The following is a 24,822-nucleotide window of genomic DNA, read 5'->3' as shown; positions in this document are numbered from 1 at the left end:
CACCTTCCTTGAAGCTGACAGGCTGCTGAAACTATAGCAGCCGCCGCGGCGCCCTTTCGGCGCTCAAAAGTGGCTCACATGAAACACAACGGACACATATTGACCGACGAAAGGTCAAAAAACCAACGCACGGAAGGGATGACTTCTATACTTGCAGTGCTGCGAGCCTGCTGACCGCAGCGATTGGCAAGGACAAATAATGACAAGGATTGACAGCAACAGTGGCACGCTTCGTTTATCGAGCCCGGAACGCCGGGTCCGGTACGTTGTTTTATTCGAAGAGTGGTAAGTGCTTGATTGAAACCAATGATTAATCCGAGGTGTTATCATGAACATGCTCAAAAAAGCTCCGCTGGTCGCAATTATGGGCGCCACCCTGCTGCCTGCCGTGGCCATGGCCAACATGCATGGCCACAGCAGCATAGGACCGAACCAGGGTGATCGGGAGTTCTCGCTTTCGGGTACCGGTAGCAGCAGCAAAGACTTCGACAACAGCAGTTTTGGTATCTCCGCCGATTATGGCTGGTACCTCTCCGACCGCACCCTGGCAGGTATTCGCCAGAGCATCAGCTATGCCGACGTGGAAGGTGAAGGCCTGACCGACGATTTCTGGAACGGCAGCACCCGTGGTTTTGTTGACTACCACTTTGGCCAGAATGCAGCCCGTCCCTTTGTGGGCGCCTCACTGGGTGCCATTTACGGCGACGGTGTGAACGACACCGGCATTGCCGGCCTGGAAGCGGGCCTCAAGTATTATCTGCTGCCCACCACCTTTATTCAGGCCAGGGCCGAATATCAGTTTCTGTTTGACAGCGGCGACAGCGCCAGTGACAACTTCGATGATGGTGCCTGGGCCTATACCTTTGGCATGGGCCTCAATTTCTGAGCCCCCTTTCCGGCTTTGCACACCACAGCCCCGCTACGGGGCTGTTTTTATTGGCCGGCCTGACGGCGTCGCGCCGCACAACGCGCCAGTATGGCCCGCTTGTCGTGATCCGGGCGCTCGCGCCAGCCGCTGATCTCGTCAATGGTACGAAAACAGCCCTCACACACGCGCTCCTCATCAAGCCGGCAGTGGCCGATGCAGGGGCTGGCCAGCGGCTCACTCATCGCCCACCCGCTCCATCAGCACCTTGACCAGGCCGTTGCCTTTCATCAGGGTATGGTCGTCCACTATGGTCCAGACCTCCTCCTGCTCCCCCTGCACGAACACCAGATAACGCTTGCCCGCCGACTCGCGAACAAATATGTCGTCAAAGCGGGTACGTTCGCCGTTGTGCTCGATGTAGTCGGTGCCGATCACGATGTGTTCGCTGCCCACCAGGCCGGCAAAATCGTTCATCAGCTGGGACATCATCTCGTTGGACGAATCCGCCCGGGTCTCATACACCCCTTCGAAGCCGTGATCGCAGGCCGTGAGCAGCAGGGCCAGCGCCAGGCATGCGCCATATTTCAATGATTTCATTCTTTCTCGCCAAACATGCCGTGAATACAGCGGGTTAAAATATGCGGGCATTATAGGCCAAGGTCGCCTGCCAAAAAACAAAGCCCGGCAAGACGGGCGTGACGCAACAGCCGGCCGCGCAGACCGGCCCGGGATTAACGCTGTTGCTTGAACTTGTCGGCGGCCTTGCCGAAGGCATCGCTCAGGGTATTCCATGCACGTTCAAACCCTTGCTTCAGCTCCTGCCAGCTTTGCTCTCCGGCCTCGGATAATTCATCAAGCTTGCTTTCGCCCTGCTCTATTTGAGCCTTCATGGTCTTGATCTGACGGTTGAGTTCAATGCGGGCGTCAGCATCAGCCTGCTCGGCCTGCGCCTTGAGCTTGTCGAGTTCGGCTTTCCACTCATCCAGCTTGGCCCGCGCCTTTTGCTGATACAGCTCTCTCTCATTCATGGGGTGACTCCTCCTGTCGAGATAGAAAGCGGGCGCCTTGACGACGCGCCGGCGGCCACTACCTTCGCCACCGGTATCTCTAGCCTAGCTGCCTGCCTCCGCCAGAACAACCGCCCGGCGTCACCCCCAAGGGTGGGTCGCGACTGTGTTACCATGGCCGCTTTTTCAGGGATGGCATCATGACTCACAAGCGCAAACTGTTAATGTCCTGGAGCAGCGGCAAGGACAGTGCCTGGGCCCTGCAACAACTGTTGCAAGACCCGCACTTTGAGGTGGTGGGGCTGTTCACCACTGTGAATGCAGCCTTTGACCGGGTGGCCATGCACGGAGTACGGGCAGAATTGCTGCGCCGGCAGGCCAGCACCCTTGGCCTGCCGCTGGACATCATTACCCTGCCCTGGCCCTGCACCAATGCAGACTATCAGCAACGCATGGGCGCCTTTATTGCACGGGCAAAAGCACAGGGCATAGAAGCCTTTGGCTTTGGTGATTTGCTGCTGGAAGACGTAAGGCAGTACCGTGAAAACCAGCTGGCAGGCACCGGCATTGAGGCAGTGTTTCCCATCTGGCATACCCCCACCCGTGACCTGCCTTACACCATGTTCGAGAGCGGCCTGCGGGCGGTGATCACCTGCCTGGATCCGAAAAAAGTACCGGTGGAATTCGCCGGCCGGGAGCTGACCGCCGGGCTGCTGGCCCAATTGCCCGAGGGCACCGATCCCTGCGGCGAAAACGGCGAGTTTCACACCTTTGTGTTCGACGGGCCCCTGTTTGACGGGCCCGTGAAAATTAAAACCGGCGAGGTGGTGGAGCGGGACGGCTTTGTATTTGCGGATGTGCTGCCGGCGTAAAAAAGCCCGGCAAGCCGGGCCTTGAACAGCCATTGTTGTTGCCGGCTTACACCCTGAATTGCCCCACCAGGCTGCGCAGGTGCTCGGCCCGCTGCTGCAGCTGGCTGATGGCGGCCAGCTGCTGCTCGGCATTGCTGTGAATACCGGCGGCACTGTCGGAGATCACATGGGCCGACTGGTTGATGTGCTCCGCCACCGCGCCCTGCTCCTCGGTGGCCGCCGCCACCTGATGGCTGCCGGAGCTGATGGCTTCAAAACGCTGCTGAATGCTGGCCAGGGCTTTGGCCGACTGCTCGGTGCTCTCGGCCACCCGGCGGCTGTTGTCGGTGCCTTCACGAATGGCGGCGGTAGACTGACGCGCGGTTTGCTGCAGCCGGGCGATCTGCTCGCTAATCTCCTGGGTGGATGCCTGAGTGCGTTTGGCCAGGTTGCGCACCTCGTCGGCGACCACCGCAAAGCCACGGCCCTGCTCGCCGGCCCGGGCCGCTTCAATGGCCGCATTCAGGGCCAGCAGGTTGGTCTGCTCGGAAATGGCATTGATCACTTCCACCACCGAGTTGATGGCATCGGCCTGATCGGCAAAGTCATTGATGGTGGTTTCGATGTCGTTCATCACGCCGTTGAGTTGAGCCATGGTATGCATGGTAAGCGACATGTTCTGGTTGGTGCTGTGGGCCTCTCCCACCGCCGCCTCGGTGTCACCGGCGGTGCGCTGGGCAATGCCAGACACCTCGGTCACGGTCTGACCCATTTCGGTAATGGAGGTAGCCACCTGCTCGGTTTGGCCCCGTTGCACCTCGGTGGCCCTGAAGGTGTCGTCGGCCAGTTGCGCCAGTTGCTCAATGCCGGACTTCATGGCGGTTTCGGTGTGCTGGATTTCCGCCACCAGCTCACGAATTTTGCCGATAATGGCATTAAAGCCCCGGGCCAGGTGGCCCAGCTCGTTGTCGTGGCGATCATCCAGCCGCTTGGTGAGATCACCACCATTACCCGACATGGCCAGCAAATCGTCTCCCACCCGGCGAATGGCCCGGGCCAGGGCATTGGCAAAGAGCACCGCCACGACAATAAAGGCCAGCGCCAGCACAATGCTGACCAGCACGGAAGACGAGATCACCCGGTTGATGGTGCCGCTGATCTCCGCCGACGGCAGCACCGCCACCAGCTTCAGGCCGGTGTCGCGAATGTTCTGCACGGCCAGATAGACATTTTCACCGTTAAAGTCGGTCTGCTCGAAGTCAAAGCTGCTTTGCTGCTGTTCAAGCAGGCCGGCAACGGGGGCAAACCCGGCCAGCCCGGCCAGTGACTTGCCCACCAGGCCGGCATCGGGATGGGCGTTAATCACGCCCTGACCGTTCACCAGAAACAGGTAACCGTTTTTCCCCAGGTGGTAATTGGACACCAGATCCACAATGGCCGACACATCCTGGCCCATGCCGGCGGCGCCCACGCGCCTGCCATCCACTTCCACCACCGAGTTCACAAACAGCGTGAGCTTGCCGGTGCGCTCGTCCGGCTCCAGGTTCAGCGCCCGTTGCTCATGGCTGTTGATAAAGTCGTAATACCAGCGATCGAGAGGATCGGAAGGTGATATTTGCTTGAACACGCCCGCATCGGTGTAATAGGTGCTGCTCTCGCCCGACACCCAGAACAGGGTGGAGGCGCCGGCCTGGGCCCGCAGCCTGTTAAAATAGCGCAGAGCCTGCCCGTGCATGGGCGACGCCCTTTCCCCTTCCCGCATCCAGTCGTGCAACAGGGTGTTTTCGGCCAGATTATCGGACAGCAGCATGGTGGGCAGCAGCTCGGCGCGCACCTGCTCCGCCACCCGGCCCACACTGTTGGGCAGCAGGTTACTTTCGGTCTGGCCGTAATACAGGCCGGAAAAACGATGAACATTGATAAAGGTGGATACCAGCGTCAGCAACGCCAGTGACATCGCCACAAAGGCGATAAGAATGGTTCTTAACTTGAATGTATGCATGCCGGCTCCAGGCGGGAAACTCCTTCAGACCTCGTACAAAACGACCATTGCAGGCGCAAACTGTAACAAGGTTGTTGACCAAAAAGTCAGGAAAGGCATGCTAATGGATTCGCCTGGACCGGGCAAGTACAAAAATCACCCACAAAAGGGGCGGGGTTTTCATCTAAAAATCCCGCCCGGTGCGTGTTGCGACCGGTTATCCTTTCGTGAGGATCACGTTCACGTCGGCACAGGACTGGCGCAATGCCTTCCAGGGACGATATTCCTCGGAGTGGTACCAGGCCCGAAACCGTTCCACACTGGGAAATTCGTGCACCACCATCAGGTTGGCCGGCCACACCCCTTCCAGCACCTCCCCCCTGTCTCCCTTTACCAGAAAACGACCGCCATATTGCTCGATGGTGGGCGTATGCCCAACAACATACTCATTGAACTTTTCGGCATCATAAATCTTGACGATATTCACGATGCAATACGCCTTTGCCATGCCTGCCCCTCCTCATATGCCTGTATCAATCATAGACAGCGCGCACCGGTATAAACACAGGCAGGAATGACCGTCAGCAACGGTCCCTGAGCCAGGCAATATTGTGCTGGCTGACCACCACAATGCCGTGACGGCGCAGCAAGGCGGCGGTAACACCCTGCCCGGCCACTTTCTCGCCACTGAAGTGGCCGTTATAAATGGTGCCGCTGCCACAGGAAGGGCTGGCTTCGGCCAGAATGGCATGGCGAATATGATGCTGGCGACAAAACGCCAGGGTCTGCTCGGCGCCACGCACAAAGGCGTTGGTTTGATCGGCGCCGGTGTTGTCCACAATACGGGCGGTGCCCAGGAGCACATCGGTCCCTTCGCCGCCGGCAATTTCGGCGGGCGCCCTGGGCACGGGCAAGCCGCCCGCCAGCTCGGGGCACAGGGTTTTAATGCAGAAGTGCTGCTGCAGCCAGGCCAGGTCATTTGGCGCCAGCCCCAGGCTGTTGCCGTTATACCTGACCGGTGCGCCCATCAGGCAGGCGCTGACCAAAATGTTTTTCATAAAAAACGGGCCCCTTTTCAGGAGCCCGACAGAGGTCAGGATTTTTTCACAAAGGCGGCGGTGACCATCATCTCGCCAATGCCGTCTACTTTGCAGTCCAGCTCGTGATCCTTGGCGTCTACAATGCGGCGGATCAGCGCCTTGGTACCGATCTTAATCACCATGGAGCTGCCCTTTACCTTGAGATCCTTGGCCACAGTAACTTTGTCGCCTTCCTGCAGCAGGGTGCCGTTGGCATCCTTGGCGGTAATGGGCGCGTCTTCGGCGGCCACGTCCGCCGGGTTCCACTCATGGCCGCACTCGGGGCAAACCAGCTGCGCCTGATCCTGGTAAACGTATTCGGAGTTGCACTTGGGACACGGAGGTAACGACATGACTTGCTTCTTCTTCAAAGTGAATTTTGTGACTATGGTAACGATAATCCCCTGACTTTTCGAGTGGATTTACACCCATACAGGGTGAACGGCATGGAAATGCGCTAAAAAGCCCGAAAAAGATTAAATAACAGTCACTTCACCATAGTCATTTTCATTCCTCAGCACACGTCATATTACTTTGCCTTGCAATTTGCTTATTCATGCGTCAAATTCCGACACGTGGTGCTGAATGAATCTATCTTTCTTTATGCCAATCCAGTGCAGACAGAGAGACTTAAACCACACTGCATACTGACGAAGGTTCAGTATTTAAATAATTAAAAATTCGAGCACGGAAGAAAGGACTTCAAATGAAAACCAAAAAAATTGCAGCCGCTGTTGCCGCCGTCGTTGCCGTTGGCGCTGTGGCCATCAACCAGGCCGGTTACCGGGAACAGGTAAAAAACGGCGTTGATAATCTTGTTGAGCAGCTGAACGACGCCCGCATGTTTGGCGAAGATCTGCAGGCTGAGCTGGTCTCCCATGAAGAAGGGGTATTTTCATCATCCGGGGTGATTACCGTTAAAGCAGACTCCGGTTACCGGCCTACCGAGTTCCAGCTGACTTACACCGTGAATCACGGCCTTACCACTCTTCTGACCGGCGCCTCCTATCAGGCCGAGCTCATTAACTCCATAATGGACGGCAATGCTCAACAAACCATGACGTCCGTGCTGCTGGATGGCAAACCCGTTGTAATTGAGGGCTCGCTGGGTAGTGACTCCATCGACGGCACCCTTACCGTGCCCGCCATTAGCTTTGCTGAAAGCCGCGGTGGCCTGGAAACCCGCCCCATGGTGGCAGCATTCTCTGCCAGCGAGTTTGATAATGAGGGCACACCCGGAATTTATGAAGTGCAGGCCGATGTTCCCTTTATCAAATTCCGGGACAGACGCGAGGGCTTTGAACTGAAGGATGCCTCGCTTGAGCTGACCAGCGAGTTTGACGGCAAAGAAGGTAATGGTGAGCTTTCTCTGGCTGTGAATGAAGCCATCGTCATCCAGGATGGCTACCGCCGCAACAGCGGAAAAACAAAGCTGAAAGACCTCGCCGTGGCCATGAATTTTGATCTGGAAGAAGAGTTCAGCAGTGAATTCAGCCTGGCGTTTGGTGAATTCAATGCCAACGGCGAGTCACTCTCAAATGTGGAACTCAGCTATACACTGGCCGGCATTGACGGCCAGTCCATTCTTGAGCTCATCAAACTGAGCGAGCAGGCCACTCGGGAAGGCTGGAGCGAGCGCCGGCTGCAGCAGTCCGTTGAGCACGTTTTCAGAGCGCGCGCCGATGACCTTCTGGCGTATAACCCTGAACTGGAAATCAAACGCATGAAAGCCGACATCAACGGTGAACTGCTGATTGATGCCGAAGGCATTGCCAGGCTGGATGCTTCCAAACTGCCGCAGGACTTCCTGAAATCAAGCTTTGAATATAACCGCGCACCCAACCCTCAGGCACTGATAAACGCCATAGTGGTCGACTTTGAAGCCAGGCTGGGTAAAAACGCCAGCAACATGGCCTCTGCTCTCAACCCGATGGCCGCGGCCATTCTGTCCGAATCTGGCGACAGGTTTACTTTCAGGATTGAAGACGGTGAAACCACCCTGAACGGCGAACGGATCTGATTGTTACCGTTGCTAGAAAATGAAAACGCCCGCACTGGCGGGCGTTTTTGCATTCGGAATAGCCTCAGTCCGACTGCCCTGCAATAAACAGCTCTACCGTATCGGGGTGTACGCCGTCATGTTTCATTGCCTCGGCGGCATCGGCACCCTCGAGCGCGGTTTTGAGCGCCTCAAGACTGGGCACATTTTCGATGATCAGCCCTACCCGCTTTCCGCCTTCCGGGCTGACAAAGGTGCGAACCGTCATGCCGTGAGCGGCAAAAAATTCGGCCCGTTTGGGCGAGCTCAGCCAGTGGCCCACATCGTCTACCTCATGCACTGCGATTACCGTGGTCATTTGGGCACCCTCTCTGTTGATCGTTAACCCTTCAAGGAAGCTTTAGTATAAGCCACGGCAAGGGCTCCTTTTCATTGCCCGGCGGCACAAGCAATGAAGGCGCACACCGGCTTGGCACACTGTGATGATTCACGCTTAACCAAGCACTGGCTCATCGTCATGCAAGTTTACCCAGGCTGCCTTGTTTGCGGTATATACCTGAACCTGTGGTGCCAGTGCGGGCATGAACCGCTCCACCGCCCCCAGTGGCAACACCACACAATCGGGAAAGTGCCTGCCGTTCACCAGATGGCAGGCCGAGCCGCAGCGGGAGCAGAATGACTTGCTGGAACGCTTATTGGCCTGGTAGAGGGTGAGCGATTCATGACCGATCAACAGCTCAAACTGTGCCTTGGGCACAATAATCCAGCAGCTGTAATCACTGCCCTGCAACTTTCTGCAGTTATTGCAATGGCACTTGACCACGGTTTTAACGGGCAGGGAAAATGCCCAGGTAACGGTACCGCAATGGCAACGACCTGTGGGCTTAGTCATAAGACACCTCAGATTTTAACGCCTAAAGCAACGGCGCATTTATGCGTCGGCTGACTTTACTTGTTATATTCTCTTGGCAATGGACAGTCATAATTTATGTCTATCATATCCAGATTGGTTATTGAGAAATTGGCATACTTATTTCCAGCTTTTGATACATTTTCCTTTGGCTCGCCATACACGAAAACGAATGCAGTTGGTTTTCCCTGAGCTTTTATCTTCTCAAGTCTTGTTGCAACTAATTTTTTGATTTCATAACTTTCTATCAGGCGATCGGCGATCATTATAGTGCTAGTGTATTCGTCATCGCCTTTTTTAAATTTTTTCTTGAATTTAATTTGATATCCAGCACCGGAAGGAAGCCTATTCACAAAGGCCCAACCATAGTAGATTACTGGGTGGTTTGGGAGATCGTCTAAGTCCTGCTCCCATATGCATTTAAATATACTTCGGTAATATATGTTCTTGCCAAGGATATTGACCCTCCGCTGGTCAATGGAACCATCATTTCTATATCGGATGTATCTACCAACAACAGATCGGACGGAGTATATGTTTCCGATGCTTCCTGCTTCTCTTAATCTTGTATCTTTAGATCTACGGACAAAACCTGGTTTTTTAATAGCCTGGCTATTATTGCCTGCATCAGTTCTGGCCTCATCATAGTAGGAGTCTGGTCGTTCCAGAAGAAATACGTCTACAATGGATTCATCTACCGTGCGTTTTTCTTCTTTTATAGATGTACCATCTTCGCACTTCAAATTGAGAGGCTTATCATTGAATATTTCGCAGCCCTCAGAATGCTTACCATAGATGCGGTAATGCGGAACGACCTTCATATCTTGAAGGTCTTCATCTAGGTTTGCGCATGTTACTTGCGCCGTACAATCTGTTCCCGGACAAATAAACTTCTTCTTGTCAGTAATGATTCCAGACCAATAAAGGTCATATGCCCGGTCAGGATCTATGTAATCATTTGCCTCAATACTAAACGCAACATCTATTGCCAATTCAAGACTCCTTGTGAATATAACGTTATTGCTCAGGTGCGCCGCTTTCTGAAGTCACCTGGAGCGGCGTGTTAGGTTCGCAGCGGTAGGTAACAGCCATGGCCATCAGAGCCTCTAGCGAAAAGCGCCGGTAAAATTTCACAAACCCCATAAACAAAAGAAAGGTTGTTATTGCCGCTGACGATACCGTAACAAGGCCGACTAAGCATGACACCTCGGCCGTGATCACATGCCACACAACAATCCAGAACAGTATCAGCGCGATAAAGGTCAATGTTCTCAGGAAACCGTAAAGCGCAACGTAGTTCTGCATTTTTGGAAGGTGATTTTCGGCATTCTCCACAGCGTAATGATATGCGTATCTAAAGAAATCTAACTGACTAGCCTTTCCATGCTCAGAACGATTTGGAACTTGGGCATGATCGTCTATTAGGCACTCTATACGTCTCCGTAGTACATCGATTAGGAGTTTATCTAGTGCCTTTGCGTATAGATCACGCATACCTGCTTTAGCGCCGAGCAACCAATCAAGAACTGAAATTGGTGCAAGAACCCCGAATACAATGACTCTCATTACCCGTCTAAGGCCTTTGTGCTCTGCTACATGCAGGTATCCTTTAGAGGGAATGCCTAATAAGTATTTTGATGGGTATCCGTGCGCCCAGATTGAATAACGCTCAATGGTTATCGAAGAAAGAAAGCTAAGAAAGTGGCCTATAATGTACGCCAATAAAATGAATGGTATATAAACTTCCGCTTTATCAAAGCTCAATCGAGAGGTAACAAAATCAACGGCCGTTTCCGTTGGCAACAAGTGACCTACCACCAAAAGCGCTCCATAAAGAAACACTGCCCCAGGAATTAGATACCCTAGGAAATCGTAGAATGAAAAAGGATTTTGTTTGACATTCATCATTCTTCTTAATCCATGAACCTAACGCCTCAAACACCGGCGCAGCTTTGCTGCGTCCGAGTGCTTTGACTTGTTAACCCTATGCCTTGATGTACCTATAATTGAATGGTGAAGCACTCTCATCTTCAAGCTTAATCAATCCATTCGCTCTTAGCTTTTGAAGGGCCAATTTAACTTTTTGCATGTCATCTTCGCCGCTAAGCTGGCGAACCAATTTGTTCCCTATTGATGTGCCGGGGTTATCTTCAAAGTACTGCATTACCACATCTTCAATTGAAGCAAGTTTTTGATGACGTATCGTAACTATAAAAGCGTTATCTTTTTCATCAAACTCTGGGTCAACAAGCCCAGCTCTCTTTAGCTCATTCTTTGCAGTATCCAACCCTTCCCCGATGTCATGATTTACCGGATTGGGTAAGTTGTGAAGCATTCTTACTAAGTTTGGATTTCTGGAAAAGCGCTCATCATAAAGGTTATCCAAGTTCATATAACCCGGGAGCTTTCCAGGACTTTGAATTTCGACCCGATTGTCGAATACCCTGACATGAATATCATCGTTCAGACTGTAGTCTCTATGAATTACGGCATTTACTAAAATCTCTTTGAGAGCTTCTGAAGGGTAAGAGAGCCGTACCAGCTTTCCATTGTCCTCGAACGATGCACCGTCAATATAATTAGAAACTTGGGAAATAACCTGATCTATTACCGCCTCAACAGGACCATTAATCGTAATCGGCATCTCGGCGAGCTGCTCTCGCTTATATTCTTTTTCAGTTGTTCGCAGTCTATACACCTTGACTGCGCAACGTGTTTCTAAAGTTGCTTGGGGTTCTTCATCAAAAAGAAGAACACATCCCACATTGGGAACTCTATCTGCGTCCTTCTTTGTAAGAAGCCGCTGCTTTCGTAGAAAGAATAGGCAAGCTGAGTTACCCTTTCACCCTTGATTTTTCTTTTAGAAGCATTAACCCTGATATAACAATCCCCCGAAGCTGTGTAATGAACTTTAGGACTTTTGGGTATCCCTATATGGAGAATCAGCCCTTTTTCTTCAACTTCAAGGAATTCGACGACCAAATTCTCAACTGCGGGGTTAGTTTCTTCAAGAAGAGTAGATATAACACCATTTGCCTCTTCTTGCTCTGAAAAACCAACTACTCTCTCTCCAGCCTCAGCTTTATCCTCAACCCCTATGAAAATATCGCCACCATCCGCATTAGCGAAAGCAACGAATGTTTCTTGTAACTTTGCAGGCGCAATTCTTTTGCTTTTCACATCATTGAAGTGGTCCTCGTTAAGATCAAGAATTGCTTGAATCTCGTCTTGGTCAATCTTTCTTACTTCCATGACATTCCCTATATCTGATTTTCGATAAGTCGAACTGCGTGCTACCCAGTGGGTTAACGCCGCATTCAGCGGCTTGTCCGCTGCAATGCTTTGTTAAGCCAATTGCTCAATTTTGGTCCAATGGATGCAATTTTCGGGTAGCGTCGCGCCCTCTGCCCCAATTAGATAGTCAAGCAAAGATTTAACTCTACTTCGCGCATTCGCATCTGTACGTATTTTAGTTAATGCATTGTATGGCTTTTCACAGCTAATTTCCTCACCAAAAATCGCTGTTTCAAAGCATGTTTTACAAGCAACAAGATTTACTTTCCCGTCTTCGTCTAGAAGAGCTGCTATCGTATTGTTCATTCCCCAAGCAGGATTTCTCTTCCCTTTGGATGTTAGCTCTTCATCGGTATCATGAAGAATAAAAAATGACTTTGAGAATTGCTTTAATACCTTGGCAACTGAAGGGATTATACCTTTACCTCTAGCTCTAACTATTTGCACATCACTATATTCATCAGGGTAGATTTCTTTAATCATTGAGAATGCGGTGTACTCTGTATCGCCTTCGACAATAATCTGGCGTCCACCAAAAAAGAACTCATGAACATAAGGATCACAAATATTCATTAGCTTTAAATTCTTCTTGTCATCATCATCCAGCTTTGCTCTTTCGGGTCTATACAACGTGGTGCTTTTAACCTCGCTATCATTCTCTCGAAAAACTCTAATGATAGTCGTATTGTCTTTTGAAAGATCAATAAAAATTGGCGAGTGGGAAGTAATCATTACTTGCCAATTTCCGCTAGCGGGCAGTTCATAAAGGACATTTCTCGCTTCTCGAATTGCTGATGGATGCAAGCATATTTCTGGTTCATCCAGTAATAATACGTGTGGGCGGGAACCTTTCTTATCTTGGGATTCAGAAAGATACTTTAATGTAGCCCAAAGTAAAGTCCTTCTTGCTCCTGAACCCTGATGTTCAATGGATGAAAAATAACCATTCTCTGGCCCCATTAGCAGGTCAGCGGTGCTTTTAAATGGTTGATATGCACTTTCTAAATCAGCTTCCGGCTTGGCGTCAAATTTGATCTTATGCTTAGGAAAAAGCTTTCCTAAGTAATCTGATATCTCATTCTCAATGACTTTTATTTCATCCTCAGTTGCTTGAACTACTTTTGTCTGAAGATCCTTAATTTTATCAAGAACAAGTTCGTAGTCAGATTTATCCTGATCAGGGTCAGATTTGATATCAGAAAGTTTTTCCTTTAGAAGGCTAGTTATCAGCTTTGTTATTTCAGCAGCTTGTTTGTCTGGCGTAGCGAATGCATCAATCCTGTGAGGCAGTGGTCGGCGAGAATTAGCAACATTTGGAGCCCCCCAAGGAACCTGATCGTCCCAATCACCTTTTTGAACATCAAACCCTTGCCTTTTCGGGTCTTTATTGGGGCTGTCCCACGTCCATTTTTCTCGAATTAACCACTCGCCTGCAGTGGTAGGACTAATCCACCTATCTCCTGGGGCATCATTAAACACGATAGTATGAAGCTCGATCGTTGGCAGGTTATCAGTATCAACTTGCCCATTTGGAAAATCATTAATAGTCAACTTTCCATCTTTAGAGCCATGCGACATCACAGTCTCATATGCCCTCAAAATACCACTTTTTCCAACATTGTTAGGTCCAACCAAGACAACAATGTCATCAAGTTCTATTTCTACTTTCTCAGTACCAATTGATCTGAAATTTTGGATTATGAGTTTATTTAACCTTGGGCGCGGTGAATTTTCTTCTTCACCAACTAGGGCAATTACTTCTTCGATTTTTTTCTTCGTGGCCATGTGATTTCCTTATTGGCTTAACATTATGATAGTAAGCATGCTCATATTTCTTCATGCACACCCACTCAATTTTCACTTATAAGCTTTTGATAATATAAAGCTTTTCACCCATCGACCCTTTGTAGCCATGAACAAAAACACGCATGCTCGTTATCAACGGTCGCTTGCGCACTATCCACATTTGTCTGCCATAACCCGCTCAGATCATAAGCATTTTTCAGCCCGTTTTGCTGTACACGGGCACGGTTTGTAGATAGTGAGCACGAAGCCGGCAAGGCCGCCAATACACTGCATAAATCACCAGCTTTTTGCTTTTGCCACGCTACCGCCCGGATCTTGCGGGCGACCGGGCCACTTGACTTTGGCTGGGATAAGAGCAGTTATTGTGCCTGTCGGGGGAAAGAATTCAAATGGAACTTTTGCATAATAGGGAGCTTGCGTTGCTTTTTAGATGAAAGGCAGCCTGTTGCACAGGTCCTGCCGGCTGAAGCGGCAGCTACAGGTGTGCTGTTATTTGCCGGTGTTCAAGGGAACAGTGGTGTTGTCTGTGGAGTGGATTCCGGCCTTCGCCGGAATGACGGGATGTGGGACCGGTGTTCAGGTGGGCGATGTGGGTTGAATTGCCCGACTGAAGTCGGGCCTACGGAGACCAGGTGCAGATGTCGGGTGGCTGGCGGAATGGATTCCGGCTCGGGGGAAGGAATGACTGAATATAAAAACGCCCGCATTAGCGGGCGTTTGATTTGGAGTGGCTAGCAGGCTTACGCCGCCTCCCCGGCGAAGCCGCGCAGGCCGACCACATGCACATGCTCCTGGTTGCCGTGCACCTTGCGGATCAGCTTGTAGGTGGTGCCTTTTTCCGGGCTGATGTTTTCCGGAGCGGCAATCAGCAGCTGCATGTCCTGGCGCTCGCACAACTCGAACAGGGTGGCGATGGAGCGGGCGTCGAGGCGCGCGGCCTCGTCGAGGAACAGCAAGCGGCAGGGCAGCACGTCGCGGCCGCGCAGGTGGCGGGCTTCTTCTTCCCAGCTTTGCAGCACCATCAGCAGAATGGCCTGGCCGGTGCCAATGGCCTCACCGGTGGAGAGCGCGCCGCTTTCGGCCCGCAGCCAGCCGTCGGCGCCGCGCTGCACTTCAATGTCCAGCTCCAGGTAGTTGCGATAATCCAGCAAAGCCTGGCCCAGCACCTGCGGGCTGCGATCGCCCCGCTCCAGCTCGGGGTTCAGGCGCTGATACAGCTTGCCCATGGCCTCGGAAAAGCTGAGCTCCTTGCTGCTGAACAAGTCCTGATGGCGGCCTTCCGGGTCGCTTAACGCATCCAGCAGGCGCTGGTAGGTATCGCGAATGTTCACGTTCAGGCGCACGCCGGCCACCAGACCAAAGCGAATGTTCTGCAGGCCCTGGTTGAGCTGGCGAATACGGGTCTGCTCCCGGCGAATAATGGTGTTGATCTTGGCGGCCACCTCCACGGACGACAGCGACAACTGACCTTCACGCAGGGTGAGCTCATCGGCCAGGCGCGCCAGCTCCACTTCCATTTCCTCCAAGGCCTCCACCGGATCGTCGGCGCGGATGATGTCGTGGCGAATGCGCGCCTTGAGGTGACGGAACACCAGAATGTAGAACTGCACCTTTTGCAGGGTGTTGCGGTTGCCCTCGGACAGGCGCAGGGCGTCGCGCAGCTCTTCGTCGTGCTCCACCGCCACCCGCAGGGTGCCGAGGGCCTTGTCGGACATGGAGCGCAGCTCGTCGGCATCAAGGTAAGCCAGCTCCGGCCGGTTGAGCCGGCGCTCCACATCGTGCTCCCGCGCCAGCCGCTCCACTCTCGACCAGTTGGCCTTGTGGGCCACCAGCGCCTTGCGAGCGGCAAAGTAACCCTGGCCGTCTTTCGACAGGCGCTGGCTGAGGGAGTCGATTTCCCGCTTGGTTACCTGGCGCTGGGCCTCGGTCTGGCTGCGCTTGTTGCGGGTCTGCACCAGCTCGTTTTCCACCTCGCGCTTGGCATCCCGGGCCTTTTGCTCCATGTCGTCGGCAAGGGTAATGCCCAGGGCCGCCAGCTCGTCGCGGAATTCCCCAAGAGTGCGGTTGCGGGCATCGCGGCCGGTCACCAGGGCGGTGCGCGCCTGCAGGGCGTCGCTTACCCGGCCGGAAAGCTGCTCGGCACGCAGGCCGGCCTTGCGGCGGGCCTCCTCGGCCTGGGCCAGCTTGGCCTTGAGGCTGTCGTTCATGGCGGAGCTCTGGCTCAGCAGCTGCTCGGCATCGGCATAGGCCAGGTGCGGCAGCCGTGCCACCAGCTGGTTAAGGGCATAGGTGCGGGCCCGGGCCTCGCTCAGCTCGGCTTCGGCCTGCTCGGTGGCGGCCTTCAGTGCCTCAACGCCGGCGGGATCCTGACGCAGCACCTGCACCTGCTCCGCCAGCCGGCCCAGGCGCTGGCCATGGGCGGCCATAAAGTTGCGGGCCTCATTGAGTTTGTCGGCCTCGGCCCTGGCGCTTTGCAGCCGTTCGGCCACGCCGTCGTCGGCAAGCCAGGATGCCAGCGGCAGCAGCTTGTGCAGCAGCCCCTGCTGCTCGCGCAGACTCTCCACCTTGCTGGCCCACTGGGCGCGCTGCTCGGCAAGCTGCGCCCGCTCCTGCTCCAGTTGCTGTTGCTGCTCGGCCAGCTCCGCCAGCAATTCTTCCGGGCTGGGGGCAAAGGCCTGTTGCAGGCCGTCACTGACAAAGTCGCTCAGCTGATGATACAGCCGGCTGTGCTTTTGCTGGGCAAAGGCGGCTTCGGCATAACGGGCGCTCTCGGCTTCAAGCTCTTCGCGCAGCTTGTCCACCTGGGCTTCCCGGGCGGCGCGGCCAAACAGCGGCACGGCGGGAAAACGGGAGTAACGCAGCTGGCGCTCGCCGTTTTGCACATACACGGCCCCTTCCAGCTCGGTGGCCTGCAGCAGGTCTTCATCAAAGGCGTCGGGGTTGCCCTGAATGAGGTACACGTCGGTTGGGCAGCTTTCCAGCGCCTGCAGTTTTTCCAGCGCGGCTTGCGGGTCCGCCACCACAATGGCGTTGCGGGCCGGGCCGTACAGCGCCTCGTAGTAAGGGGCGTCTTCCACCGCGATGTCGTCATACACCTCGCACAGCAGGGTGCCGCCCAGGTGCTCGCACAAAGACACCAGCTCGGGAGAGGCATCGCTGCCGCCGCTCAGCACCCGAATGTGCTGCTCCAGCCGTTGCTTGGCGGCCAGCGCCGTTTGCTTGGTCTGCTCGGCCTGATGCTCGTCGCGCAGGGCCTGCTGCATGGCGGCGGTAATTTCGCTGCTGTCGGTCAGCGGCTGGTTTGAAAGCTCCCGCAGCCGCTCCAGCGCCTGCCGGGCCTTGTGCCAGGCCGGCGCCTGAGCCTTCAATGCTTTAATGCGCGGGGCCAGCTGGCCTTCGGCGGACTGCAGCTGGCGCAGGGCCTCAGCACATTCGGCCAGTTGCTCTTCGGCCTCGGCCTTTTGTTCGTCGAGCTCCGCCAGTTGCAGCTCGAGCTCGTCTTCGCTGTTCACCCGGCGGTTGTAACGGGCCAGCTCGGCTTGCAGCTCGCGCACCTTGTGCAGCCGGGCTTCGGCCTGCTCGGCGTCTTTCAGGGTGCGGCGAATGCCCTCTTCCCGGCCGAGCAGGCTCTGGTGCTCCCGGCCCTGCTCAATCAATTGCATGGCCTTGCCGTAGGCGGCGGCGCGGTCCACCGGGCCGGCCACGGCTTCCAGCAGCGCCAGCGCCTGGTCATACTGGGCCCGGGCCGCCTCGGCCAGCGAGAGCTGCTGGCGTTGCTCCAGCACGGTTTGGGTAAGTTCCTGCTCGCGTTGCTGATAGCGCTGCTCTTGTTCTTTCGCCTGCTCCGGCTCAAGGTTTGGCAGCTCGCAGCGGGCACGCACGTCTTCCAGTGCCTGACGGGCCTGACGATACTGAATGGCGCGGGTCTGCTGGGTGTCCAGCGCCTGCTGATAATCCGCCAGCTGGCTCTTCAGGCTGTCTACCTCGGCGTCGGCCTCGGTGCGCGCGTCCTGGGCCTGCTGATACTCATCCTGCAGCTCGGCCAGCATGTCTTCCTGAATGGCGAGCTTTTCTTCCAGCTCGTCCAGCTCCAGCTGGTAGGCCTGAATTTTCTCATTAAGCTTGACCCCGCTCAGCACCTTGGCGAGATGCTCGGACGCGATATCCAGCTCCTGGGTAAGCATGCGCTCTTTGGCCTGCAGGTGCTCGTATTCATCGGCCAGATAAATCAGCCGGGCCTTTTCTTCGGCCAGAATGCGGCGCTCTTCCGCCAGCGCTCGGCGGGCCGACAGGGCGAGATCCGACAACCGCTGCTTTTCGGCGCTGTTGCGCACATAGTCGGCGGCGGCGTAATGGGTGGTTTCGGTAATGAGCTGGCGGAACAGATCCCGCTGACGCTGGGTTTCGCGAATGGACTCCAAAGTGCGGCGGTTTTCAAAGATCGCCGCCTCCATGTCGGTAAAGGCCTTGCGAATGCCGGCGTTTTCCGGCAGCAGGTAGTCTTTCAGGCTGCGGCTGATGGTGCTGGAAATACCGCCATACAGAGACGCTTCGATCAGGCGATAAAACTTCACCCGGTCGCGCTGATCTTTCAGCTTGCGCGGGGTCACGCCCAGGTCGAACAGGAAATTATGATACTCGCTCACCGTATTAAAGCGGCTAAAACGCAGGCCGGCATTCGTGGCGGCGGCCTTCAGCTCGTTGAGGGAGCGCACCTGGCCGCGGCCGTCTTCCAGCCGCTGCAGCAGCAGCTCGGTAGGCGCCGCGCCCTCGCCCACATCCTGTAAAGCAAAGGGCACCATATTGACCTTGTTGTCACGGTTGGCCACCTGCTCCAGGTGCACGCCAAACCACACCCGCTCCTGCTGTGAGGTGGTCACCTCAATCAGCGAATAGCAGTGACCCCGTTGCAGCTTGCCATACAGGCCCTTGTCGCGGCTGCCGGACTGGCTGCCCGCTTCGGTGGTATTGCGAAAGTGCAGCAGGCTGAGATCGGGGATCAGCGCGGCAATAAAGGCCGCCATGGTGGTGGACTTGCCGGCGCCGTTGCCACCGGACAGGGTCGTCACCAGCTGGTCCAGATCAAAGGTGCGGGCGAAAAAGCCGTTCCAGTTGACCATGGTCAGGGATTGAAACTTGCCTCGGGTCACACTCACTGCTCGTTCTCCTGCTCGTCCTGCTGTTCATTTGCTGTGGTGTCGGTGCCGGCCACGGCTTCGCCTTCCCTGATCATGCGCAACTGCAGCTCGCGGGGATCTTCGTCGCTGCGCACGTCGGCGGCAAAGCGGAACACCGCTTCGGTAATACGGAATTTGTCCTGGCTGCCCACGCCGCTCACCATGCCAATGCGCCTGAGCCGGCGAATGGCGCTTTTGAGCTTGTCGGCCAGCTTGCGCTTGTCAAGATCACTGCCGCCGGCGCGCTGATTGACCATGCGCAGCAGCGCCTGCTCGTTGGACAGGGTCAGGATCTCTTCCTGCAAGTCCTCAACGGAGAACACCCCTTCGTTGATCAGCCGGTCCGGGCTCAGGTAGAGGTAGCACAGCACCTTGCCCACCAGCATTTCCAGCTCGGAGAGAATGGAGGTGCCCAACTCGCTGGTAGAGCGCGGCCGCAGGTAATAAAAGCCCTCGGGGGCGCGCACCAGCTCAGCCTGATAGCGCTGATAAAAGGCGTCCAGCTCGGGGTAGTATTCCTGCAGCAGCGAATGCTGCTCCAGCTCATCGGCGGTAATGTGCCGGCCCGCGCGCAGCTGGTTGTCGAGGGCGGGAAACAGCGGGTTGGCAATGGCCTGAACCAGTCTTGAGTCCAGGGCCTGTTCAGTATTGGTCGATAACATGTGCTTGTACCTTGGCCCCGTGGGCATTAATGGGTTGCCAGTCGGGCATGGGCGCGCCCGCCAGTTCGCCGTCGGCATGGCCGAGCTTGACCGCCTCGTCAATCAGCAGGCGCGCAATGTCAAAGTGCTGGTAATGGGGATAATCGTTGAGGTAGTCGCGCAGCACCCCGGCCAGATCAAGCGGCTTGCCGGCGGTGGCAAACACCTCAAGATGCTCGCGAATGCGGCCCGAGAGCTCGGCGGCCACGTCGGTCATGTCCTGATATTCCAGCGCCACCGGCAGCTCGCCGGTCACTTCCTCGGCGTAGGCCGCCATGGTTTCGTCGCGCAGCTCCAGCAGCGGCAGGGTCTGGCTCACCCGCAGCCGCCAGTTGTGATCCTCAAAGTGACGAATGGACTCCCGCAGCCGCTGGCTGAAGGCGCGGTTCTTGTCCATGTCGATGGCGGTGCGGATAAAGCGGTGTACATGGCGATCGTAACGGGACCAGAGTTCAATGCACTGACTGCCCCAGTGAATAATGGCGTCGAGCCGGGCCTGCAGCTGCTGGCACAGCACCGCCACCTCGGCGCCGCGCGGGCTTTGCTGCAGCTGCTCTTCAATATTGAGCAGGCTCTGCTGCAGGCCGTGGCCGGCTTTATCCAGAGTGTCCTGCAGTTCGCGCAGGGTGACACCGGTTTCCCGCAGCAGCTGTTCGCAGGCGTGAATGGCCTCGTGCCAGTTCTTGTTGAGCAGGGAAGCGATGTTGGCCTTGACCGCGTTTTGCTGCTCGTCCATGGTGCGCTGGGTGTCGTCAATGCGCGCCAGCTGCTCGGAGACCGAATACTTGAGCCGGCCTTCCACGTTCTGGGCCCAGCCCCGCTCGTCGGGGTTGGCGGCAATGGCCTCGGCCACCTTGTCCAGCTCCTGGGCAATGTGCTCCAGCAACAGCGAGAGTTTGATCTGGCTCACCTCCCGCTGGGCGGCAAAGAACTCCACAATGGCCAGCCCCAGCCTCGTCAGGCGATAGAGGCTTTCGCCCTCGCCGCCGTCGCCCTGAAAGCGGCTCAGCAGGCGCTGGCGCACCAGATCGTTAATGGCGTTGTTGGCCCGGCTGACCTGCGTATCCTCGGCCTGGTCAAAGCCCTTGCTGACATAGCCAAAGGCGTGATGCAGCTCGGCCTCGGACAGCTGCGGCTGCTCACCGCCCCGGCCAAAGATGTGCACCGCCAGCAAAAAGGCCAGCCGTTCAGGCGGCAGGCTCAGCCCCAGATTTTCCTCTCTGACCCAGCCGATCCAGTCCGGCAGGGTGCGGGACATTTCCGTCATGGTGTTGCTCTCTTCACTTTGAATACCGCCCGGCCTTGACCCGGCGGCGCGTGTTTTTTTCTGTCGGGCCCGGTGTGCCCCTGTGTTGGGATTCGCTGCGCTCATCGCCAACCTACGGCAATGGTTTCGTCACTCCCGCGCAGGCGGGGACGGGAGTCCTTTGTAGGCCCCAATTTATTGGGGCAGCGGTGCAACATGAAGCACCCATGCCCCGTTAAAACGGGGCCTACAACGCCTTCCGCGCCAGCACGTGCATATAACGCCCCAGGTGCATAAAGGGCTCGGTGCGGGAGTGGGCCAGCTCCATCTCAATCAGCTCTTCCTCGGTGGGAAAGGGCCCGTGCACGTTCGACATGTAATCGTGAAACACCCGCACGCCACTGCGCCCGGTTATAACAAAGCCGAGCTCACTCAGCCAGCCATCTACCTCGGCGGGCCGGCAGGGCCAGCCCGGCGTCAGTTTCTGGCGTCGTTTTCTGACCAGGTTGGCGTGCACGTAATCAAAATTGCCTTTTACCAGGCTGTGATACAGCAGGCCGTCGCGGTTGTAATACATCAGCGATAAATGGCCGCCCGGGCGCAGCAGCTCGTTTAATGTCGCCAGCAGGCCGGCCTGATCTTCCACCCATTCCAGCACGGCGTGGCACAAAATCAGGTCAAACTGACCCAGGTCGGCCACGGTTAACGACTGAATGGGGCCGTGAATAAAATCAAACTGCGCACTCAGGCCGATTTCCGCCACCTGGGCCCGGGCTTCATCCAGCATTTCCGCCGACAGATCGCACAGCACCACACTGTGTCCCTCGGCGGCCAGACGCTGGGACACAGGGCCAAAGCCGCCGCCGGCATCCAGAATGCGCAGGGGCGGCTGGCTGGCCGGCAGCCATTCGGCCAGATCCCGGGTCAGCACCCGCAGGCGTATTTGCCCCTTGGTGGTGCCGTAGATATTGCGTGAAAAGGTGCGGCTTTTGCCGTCGAAACTGGTATTGCGCGTCAAGACCGGTATTTCTTGCCATTAAGAGAACGGCTATTCTGGCACAACCGGTACGGTTAACAAATGCGAGACTGCATGAGTCCCCTCTTTTTGGCGAAAAAATGGCTGGGAAGCCTGCTTTTACCCCTGCCCCTGCTGCTTTTTTTGGCGCTGTTCGGCGTGTTTCTGCTACTGATACGGCACCGGCGCAGTGGAATATTCCTGGTCACCCTGCCGCTGCTGGCATTAATGCTGCTCAGCACGCGCCCGGTGGCCAATGCGCTGATTGCCCCGCTGGAAAGTACCTATGCAACCTTTGATGCGGGCAGCCAGCCCGTGGACGACATTATCGTGCTGGGGGCGGCCCAGGTGGCGGACTCTCGCCTGCCGCTGCTGAGCCAGCTGGGCAATGCGGCGCTGGCGCGCATCAGCGAAGGGGTGCGCCTGGCCCAGGCCTACCCCCAGGCCCGGTTGATTGTCAGCGGCTACGCCGGTGGCGAGGGCCGAACCAGCGCCGAGCTCTATGGTGAGGTGGCCCGGGCCTTTGGCATTGAGGCGGCCCGCATTGTGATGCTGCCCGAGCCCCAGGATACCGCCGACGAGGCCGCCGCCATCGCGCCGCTGATCACCGGGCGCCGGGCGGTGCTGGTCTCCTCCGCCAGCCACCTGCCCCGGGCCATGGCGCTGTTTGCCGCCGAGGGCGCGCACCCCGTGCCCGCCCCCGTCGATCATCAGGCCAAAGAAAGCGCCGGCACCTTGCCGCTTTATACCTGGTTGCCCCGGGCCCGATACCTGGAGCGCAGCGAGCTGGCCTGGCACGAATACCTGGGCCGGCTGTGGATGCGTCTGACCGCACAAACTGATTAATTCGCTGGCACTTGACTCGGTAGGCTTGGTTTAATGCGGCCCACATCCCTATAATCCACCCCATTTGACTGAAAGGAAATTTCTGATGCGACAGACTCTGGTAATGGGTAACTGGAAACTGAACGGCAGCAAGACCATGGTGCGCGAGCTGATTTCTGCCCTCAAGGTGCCTGCCGCCGAGGCCGCCAATGTGGCCGTGGCCGTGTGCCCGCCGGTGCTGTTTCTGGGCCAGGCAGAAGCCGAACTGGCTGGCAGCCGGATTGCCCTGGGCGCCCAGGACGCCGACGTACACACCGAGGGGGCCTTTACCGGTGAAAACTCCCCGGCCATGTACCAGGAATTTGGCGTGAAGTACGTGCTGGTGGGCCACAGCGAGCGCCGCACCCTGCACGGTGAAACCGACGCCGTGGTGGCTGCCAAGTTCGCTGCCGTTCAGCAGCAACAGCTGGTGCCGGTGCTGTGCATTGGTGAAACCCTGGAACAGTTTGAAGCGGGTGAAACGCAAACCGTGGTAGAGCGCCAGTTGCAGGCGGTGATCGATGCCTGTGGCATTGAGTCCCTGCAGCACGCCGTGATCGCCTATGAGCCGGTCTGGGCCATTGGCACCGGCAAGACCGCCACCCCCGAGATTGCGCAGGGTGTGCACGGTGCCATTCGCGCCTTTCTGGCGCAGCAGAACGCCGAGGTGGCCGCCGGCGTGCAGATCCTTTATGGTGGCTCGGTCAAGGGCGACAGCGCCGCCGGCCTGTTTGCCATGGCAGACATCGACGGCGCCCTGGTGGGCGGCGCGGCACTGAAGGCCGACGAGTTCGCCGCCATTATTCGCGCAGGGACGTAAGGCTGCAGTCCGCTAAACATGCGTATTGCCCGTAGCCACCACTTCAGTTGGCGGGGTCTGCTTGGCAGGCCTGTAATAACGGCGTTGGTGGATGAATTGCGCCGGCTGAAGCGGCGCCTACAGCACCATTTAACGCCCACCGTCGAGACTTGCAAGGCAAGCCATTGATAACGAGGGATTGCATGATCAAACGCATTGGGGTGCTCACCAGCGGCGGCGACGCGCCCGGCATGAACGCCGCCATTCGTGCCGTGGTGCGGGCCGGCCTGCATCACGGACTGGAAGTATATGGCATTCAGAACGGGTATCTCGGCCTGCATCAGGATCAGATAGTTCCCCTCGACCGCCATAGTGTGTCGGACGTGATCACCCGGGGCGGCACCTTTCTGGGCTCGGCCCGTTTTCCCGAGTTCAAGCAGGAAGCCGTGCGCAAAGAGGCGATAGAAAACCTGAAAAAACACGGCATTGAAGGCCTGGTGGTGATCGGCGGCGACGGCTCCTACATGGGCGCCATGTGCCTGACCGAAATGGGCTTTCCCTGCATCGGCATTCCCGGCACCATCGACAACGACATTGCCGGCACCGACTACACCATCGGCTTTGATACCGCCCTTAACGTGGCGGTGGAAGCCATAGACCGGTTGCGGGACACCTGCAGCTCCCACAACCGCATTTCGGTGGTGGAGATCATGGGCCGCCACTGCGGCGATCTCACCTCCTCCGCCGCCGTGGCCGGTGGCGCCGAATACGTGATAGTGCCGGAAGTGGCCTTTGATCAGGAAGAGCTGATTCAGCAAATTCACGAAGGGGTGGCCAAGGGCAAGAAGCACGCCATTGTGGCCATCTGTGAAAACGTCTGTGACGTCAATCAGCTGGCCAGGAGCATTCAGGCCGCCACCGGCCGCGACACCCGCGCCACCATTCTCGGCCACATTCAGCGCGGCGGCACGCCCACCGCGGCGGATCGCATCATGGCCAGCCGCATGGGCGCCCGCGCCGTGGAGCTGTTGCTGGAAGGCTTTGGCGGCCGCTGCATGGGCCTGCAGAACAACCATATCGTGCATCACGACATCATCGACTGCATCAAGCACCTGCGCCGGCCCTTTAACGAAGAGATGTATCAGCTGTCGAATACCCTGTTCTGACCTGTCAGGGATTAGGGACTGGGGAACAGGGACCCGTCATTCCGTAAATGGGCTCCATT

The 24,822-nt window shown here is 56.4% G+C and carries 24 protein-coding genes; 6 read left to right on the top strand and 18 right to left on the bottom strand.

What is annotated here, in order from left to right:
* The first annotated feature begins 328 nt into the window (after positions 1 to 328).
* Entirely contained in the window at positions 329 to 886 is a 558-nt protein-coding gene (locus PU634_RS07015) for an OmpA family protein (RefSeq protein WP_306763347.1), read from the top strand.
* A 47-nt stretch (positions 887 to 933) separates the two neighbouring features.
* On the opposite strand, the gene PU634_RS07010 is transcribed toward PU634_RS07015, so the two are convergent.
* The 3 genes from PU634_RS07010 to PU634_RS07000 all read right to left on the bottom strand — a co-directional run bounded on the left by PU634_RS07010 (position 934) and on the right by PU634_RS07000 (position 1,896).
* Positions 934 to 1,110: a DUF1289 domain-containing protein gene (locus PU634_RS07010; protein ID WP_306763346.1), complete on the bottom strand. Its 177-nt coding sequence runs from the start codon at positions 1,108 to 1,110 to the stop codon at positions 934 to 936.
* On the bottom strand, positions 1,103 to 1,465 hold the full coding sequence (locus tag PU634_RS07005) for a hypothetical protein (protein ID WP_306763345.1): 363 nt from the start codon (positions 1,463 to 1,465) through the stop codon (positions 1,103 to 1,105). Before PU634_RS07005 ends, PU634_RS07010 begins: the two co-directional genes overlap by 8 nt.
* Positions 1,466 to 1,599: 134 nt before the next feature.
* Positions 1,600 to 1,896, bottom strand: a complete 297-nt coding sequence (locus PU634_RS07000) for a sll1863 family stress response protein (RefSeq protein ID WP_306763344.1) — start codon at positions 1,894 to 1,896, stop codon at positions 1,600 to 1,602.
* A gap of 179 nt (positions 1,897 to 2,075) precedes the next feature.
* Here PU634_RS07000 and PU634_RS06995 point away from each other — a divergent pair, with 179 nt between their 5' ends.
* The gene (locus PU634_RS06995; RefSeq protein WP_306763343.1) at positions 2,076 to 2,747 is read left to right on the top strand and encodes a Dph6-related ATP pyrophosphatase; all 672 of its coding nucleotides are present in this window, start codon (positions 2,076 to 2,078) and stop codon (positions 2,745 to 2,747) included.
* Between the two features lie 46 nt (positions 2,748 to 2,793).
* Here PU634_RS06995 and PU634_RS06990 read toward each other — a convergent pair whose 3' ends face one another.
* From PU634_RS06990 to PU634_RS06975, 4 genes are all read right to left on the bottom strand, one after another.
* Positions 2,794 to 4,728: a methyl-accepting chemotaxis protein gene (locus PU634_RS06990; protein WP_306763342.1), complete on the bottom strand. Its 1,935-nt coding sequence runs from the start codon at positions 4,726 to 4,728 to the stop codon at positions 2,794 to 2,796.
* Between the two features lie 196 nt (positions 4,729 to 4,924).
* Positions 4,925 to 5,215, bottom strand: a complete 291-nt coding sequence (locus PU634_RS06985; RefSeq protein ID WP_306763341.1) for a DUF1330 domain-containing protein — start codon at positions 5,213 to 5,215, stop codon at positions 4,925 to 4,927.
* Positions 5,216 to 5,288: 73 nt separating this feature from the next.
* The gene (locus PU634_RS06980; RefSeq protein WP_306763340.1) at positions 5,289 to 5,765 is read right to left on the bottom strand and encodes a 2-thiouracil desulfurase family protein; all 477 of its coding nucleotides are present in this window, start codon (positions 5,763 to 5,765) and stop codon (positions 5,289 to 5,291) included.
* Positions 5,766 to 5,800: 35 nt separating this feature from the next.
* A complete protein-coding gene (locus PU634_RS06975) occupies positions 5,801 to 6,139 on the bottom strand; it encodes a zinc ribbon domain-containing protein YjdM (protein WP_306763339.1) in 339 nt (112 codons plus the stop codon).
* A 353-nt stretch (positions 6,140 to 6,492) separates the two neighbouring features.
* On the opposite strand from PU634_RS06975, the gene PU634_RS06970 reads away from it, so the two are divergent.
* Positions 6,493 to 7,806, top strand: coding sequence for a DUF945 family protein (locus tag PU634_RS06970; RefSeq protein WP_306763338.1), 1,314 nt, complete (start codon positions 6,493 to 6,495; stop codon positions 7,804 to 7,806).
* 64 nt (positions 7,807 to 7,870) lie between these two features.
* On the opposite strand, the gene PU634_RS06965 is transcribed toward PU634_RS06970, so the two are convergent.
* The 11 genes from PU634_RS06965 to PU634_RS06915 all read right to left on the bottom strand — a co-directional run bounded on the left by PU634_RS06965 (position 7,871) and on the right by PU634_RS06915 (position 21,937).
* Positions 7,871 to 8,143 (bottom strand): hypothetical protein, encoded by a 273-nt coding sequence (locus PU634_RS06965; RefSeq protein WP_306763337.1) that lies wholly within the window; start codon positions 8,141 to 8,143, stop codon positions 7,871 to 7,873.
* 135 nt (positions 8,144 to 8,278) lie between these two features.
* Positions 8,279 to 8,677: a GFA family protein gene (locus PU634_RS06960; protein ID WP_306763336.1), complete on the bottom strand. Its 399-nt coding sequence runs from the start codon at positions 8,675 to 8,677 to the stop codon at positions 8,279 to 8,281.
* A gap of 56 nt (positions 8,678 to 8,733) precedes the next feature.
* Positions 8,734 to 9,687 carry a hypothetical protein gene (locus PU634_RS06955; protein WP_306763335.1) on the bottom strand — a complete coding sequence of 318 codons (954 nt, stop codon included), beginning with the start codon at positions 9,685 to 9,687 and terminating at the stop codon, positions 8,734 to 8,736.
* A gap of 25 nt (positions 9,688 to 9,712) precedes the next feature.
* Positions 9,713 to 10,603 (bottom strand): hypothetical protein, encoded by an 891-nt coding sequence (locus tag PU634_RS06950; RefSeq protein WP_306763334.1) that lies wholly within the window; start codon positions 10,601 to 10,603, stop codon positions 9,713 to 9,715.
* A gap of 76 nt (positions 10,604 to 10,679) precedes the next feature.
* On the bottom strand, positions 10,680 to 11,339 hold the full coding sequence (locus tag PU634_RS06945) for an ATP-binding protein (protein ID WP_306763333.1): 660 nt from the start codon (positions 11,337 to 11,339) through the stop codon (positions 10,680 to 10,682).
* Between the two features lie 74 nt (positions 11,340 to 11,413).
* Positions 11,414 to 11,947 carry an AlbA family DNA-binding domain-containing protein gene (locus PU634_RS06940; RefSeq protein WP_306763332.1) on the bottom strand — a complete coding sequence of 178 codons (534 nt, stop codon included), beginning with the start codon at positions 11,945 to 11,947 and terminating at the stop codon, positions 11,414 to 11,416.
* A 93-nt stretch (positions 11,948 to 12,040) separates the two neighbouring features.
* Positions 12,041 to 13,774: an ATP-dependent nuclease gene (locus PU634_RS06935; protein WP_306763331.1), complete on the bottom strand. Its 1,734-nt coding sequence runs from the start codon at positions 13,772 to 13,774 to the stop codon at positions 12,041 to 12,043.
* 761 nt (positions 13,775 to 14,535) lie between these two features.
* Positions 14,536 to 18,951, bottom strand: a complete 4,416-nt coding sequence (gene mukB / locus PU634_RS06930) for a chromosome partition protein MukB (protein WP_306763330.1) — start codon at positions 18,949 to 18,951, stop codon at positions 14,536 to 14,538.
* The gene (gene mukE / locus PU634_RS06925; RefSeq protein WP_306763329.1) at positions 18,948 to 19,634 is read right to left on the bottom strand and encodes a chromosome partition protein MukE; all 687 of its coding nucleotides are present in this window, start codon (positions 19,632 to 19,634) and stop codon (positions 18,948 to 18,950) included. Before mukE ends, mukB begins: the two co-directional genes overlap by 4 nt.
* Positions 19,615 to 20,940, bottom strand: a complete 1,326-nt coding sequence (gene mukF / locus PU634_RS06920; protein ID WP_306763328.1) for a chromosome partition protein MukF — start codon at positions 20,938 to 20,940, stop codon at positions 19,615 to 19,617. Before mukF ends, mukE begins: the two co-directional genes overlap by 20 nt.
* A gap of 226 nt (positions 20,941 to 21,166) precedes the next feature.
* The gene (locus tag PU634_RS06915; protein WP_306763327.1) at positions 21,167 to 21,937 is read right to left on the bottom strand and encodes a methyltransferase domain-containing protein; all 771 of its coding nucleotides are present in this window, start codon (positions 21,935 to 21,937) and stop codon (positions 21,167 to 21,169) included.
* 72 nt (positions 21,938 to 22,009) lie between these two features.
* Between PU634_RS06915 and elyC the strand changes: the two genes are divergently transcribed.
* The 3 genes from elyC to pfkA all read left to right on the top strand — a co-directional run bounded on the left by elyC (position 22,010) and on the right by pfkA (position 24,763).
* A complete protein-coding gene (gene elyC, locus PU634_RS06910; RefSeq protein WP_306763326.1) occupies positions 22,010 to 22,780 on the top strand; it encodes an envelope biogenesis factor ElyC in 771 nt (256 codons plus the stop codon).
* An 85-nt stretch (positions 22,781 to 22,865) separates the two neighbouring features.
* Entirely contained in the window at positions 22,866 to 23,618 is a 753-nt protein-coding gene (gene tpiA, locus PU634_RS06905; RefSeq protein WP_306763325.1) for a triose-phosphate isomerase, read from the top strand.
* Between the two features lie 182 nt (positions 23,619 to 23,800).
* The gene (pfkA, locus tag PU634_RS06900; protein ID WP_306763324.1) at positions 23,801 to 24,763 is read left to right on the top strand and encodes a 6-phosphofructokinase; all 963 of its coding nucleotides are present in this window, start codon (positions 23,801 to 23,803) and stop codon (positions 24,761 to 24,763) included.
* Positions 24,764 to 24,822 lie beyond the last annotated feature (59 nt).

This window comes from Oceanimonas pelagia (assembly GCF_030849025.1).
Taxonomy (GTDB): Bacteria; Pseudomonadota; Gammaproteobacteria; order Enterobacterales; family Aeromonadaceae; genus Oceanimonas; species Oceanimonas pelagia.
The sequence above is the reverse complement of the archived record's forward strand: the minus strand, read 5'-3'. Positions and strand labels throughout refer to the sequence as shown.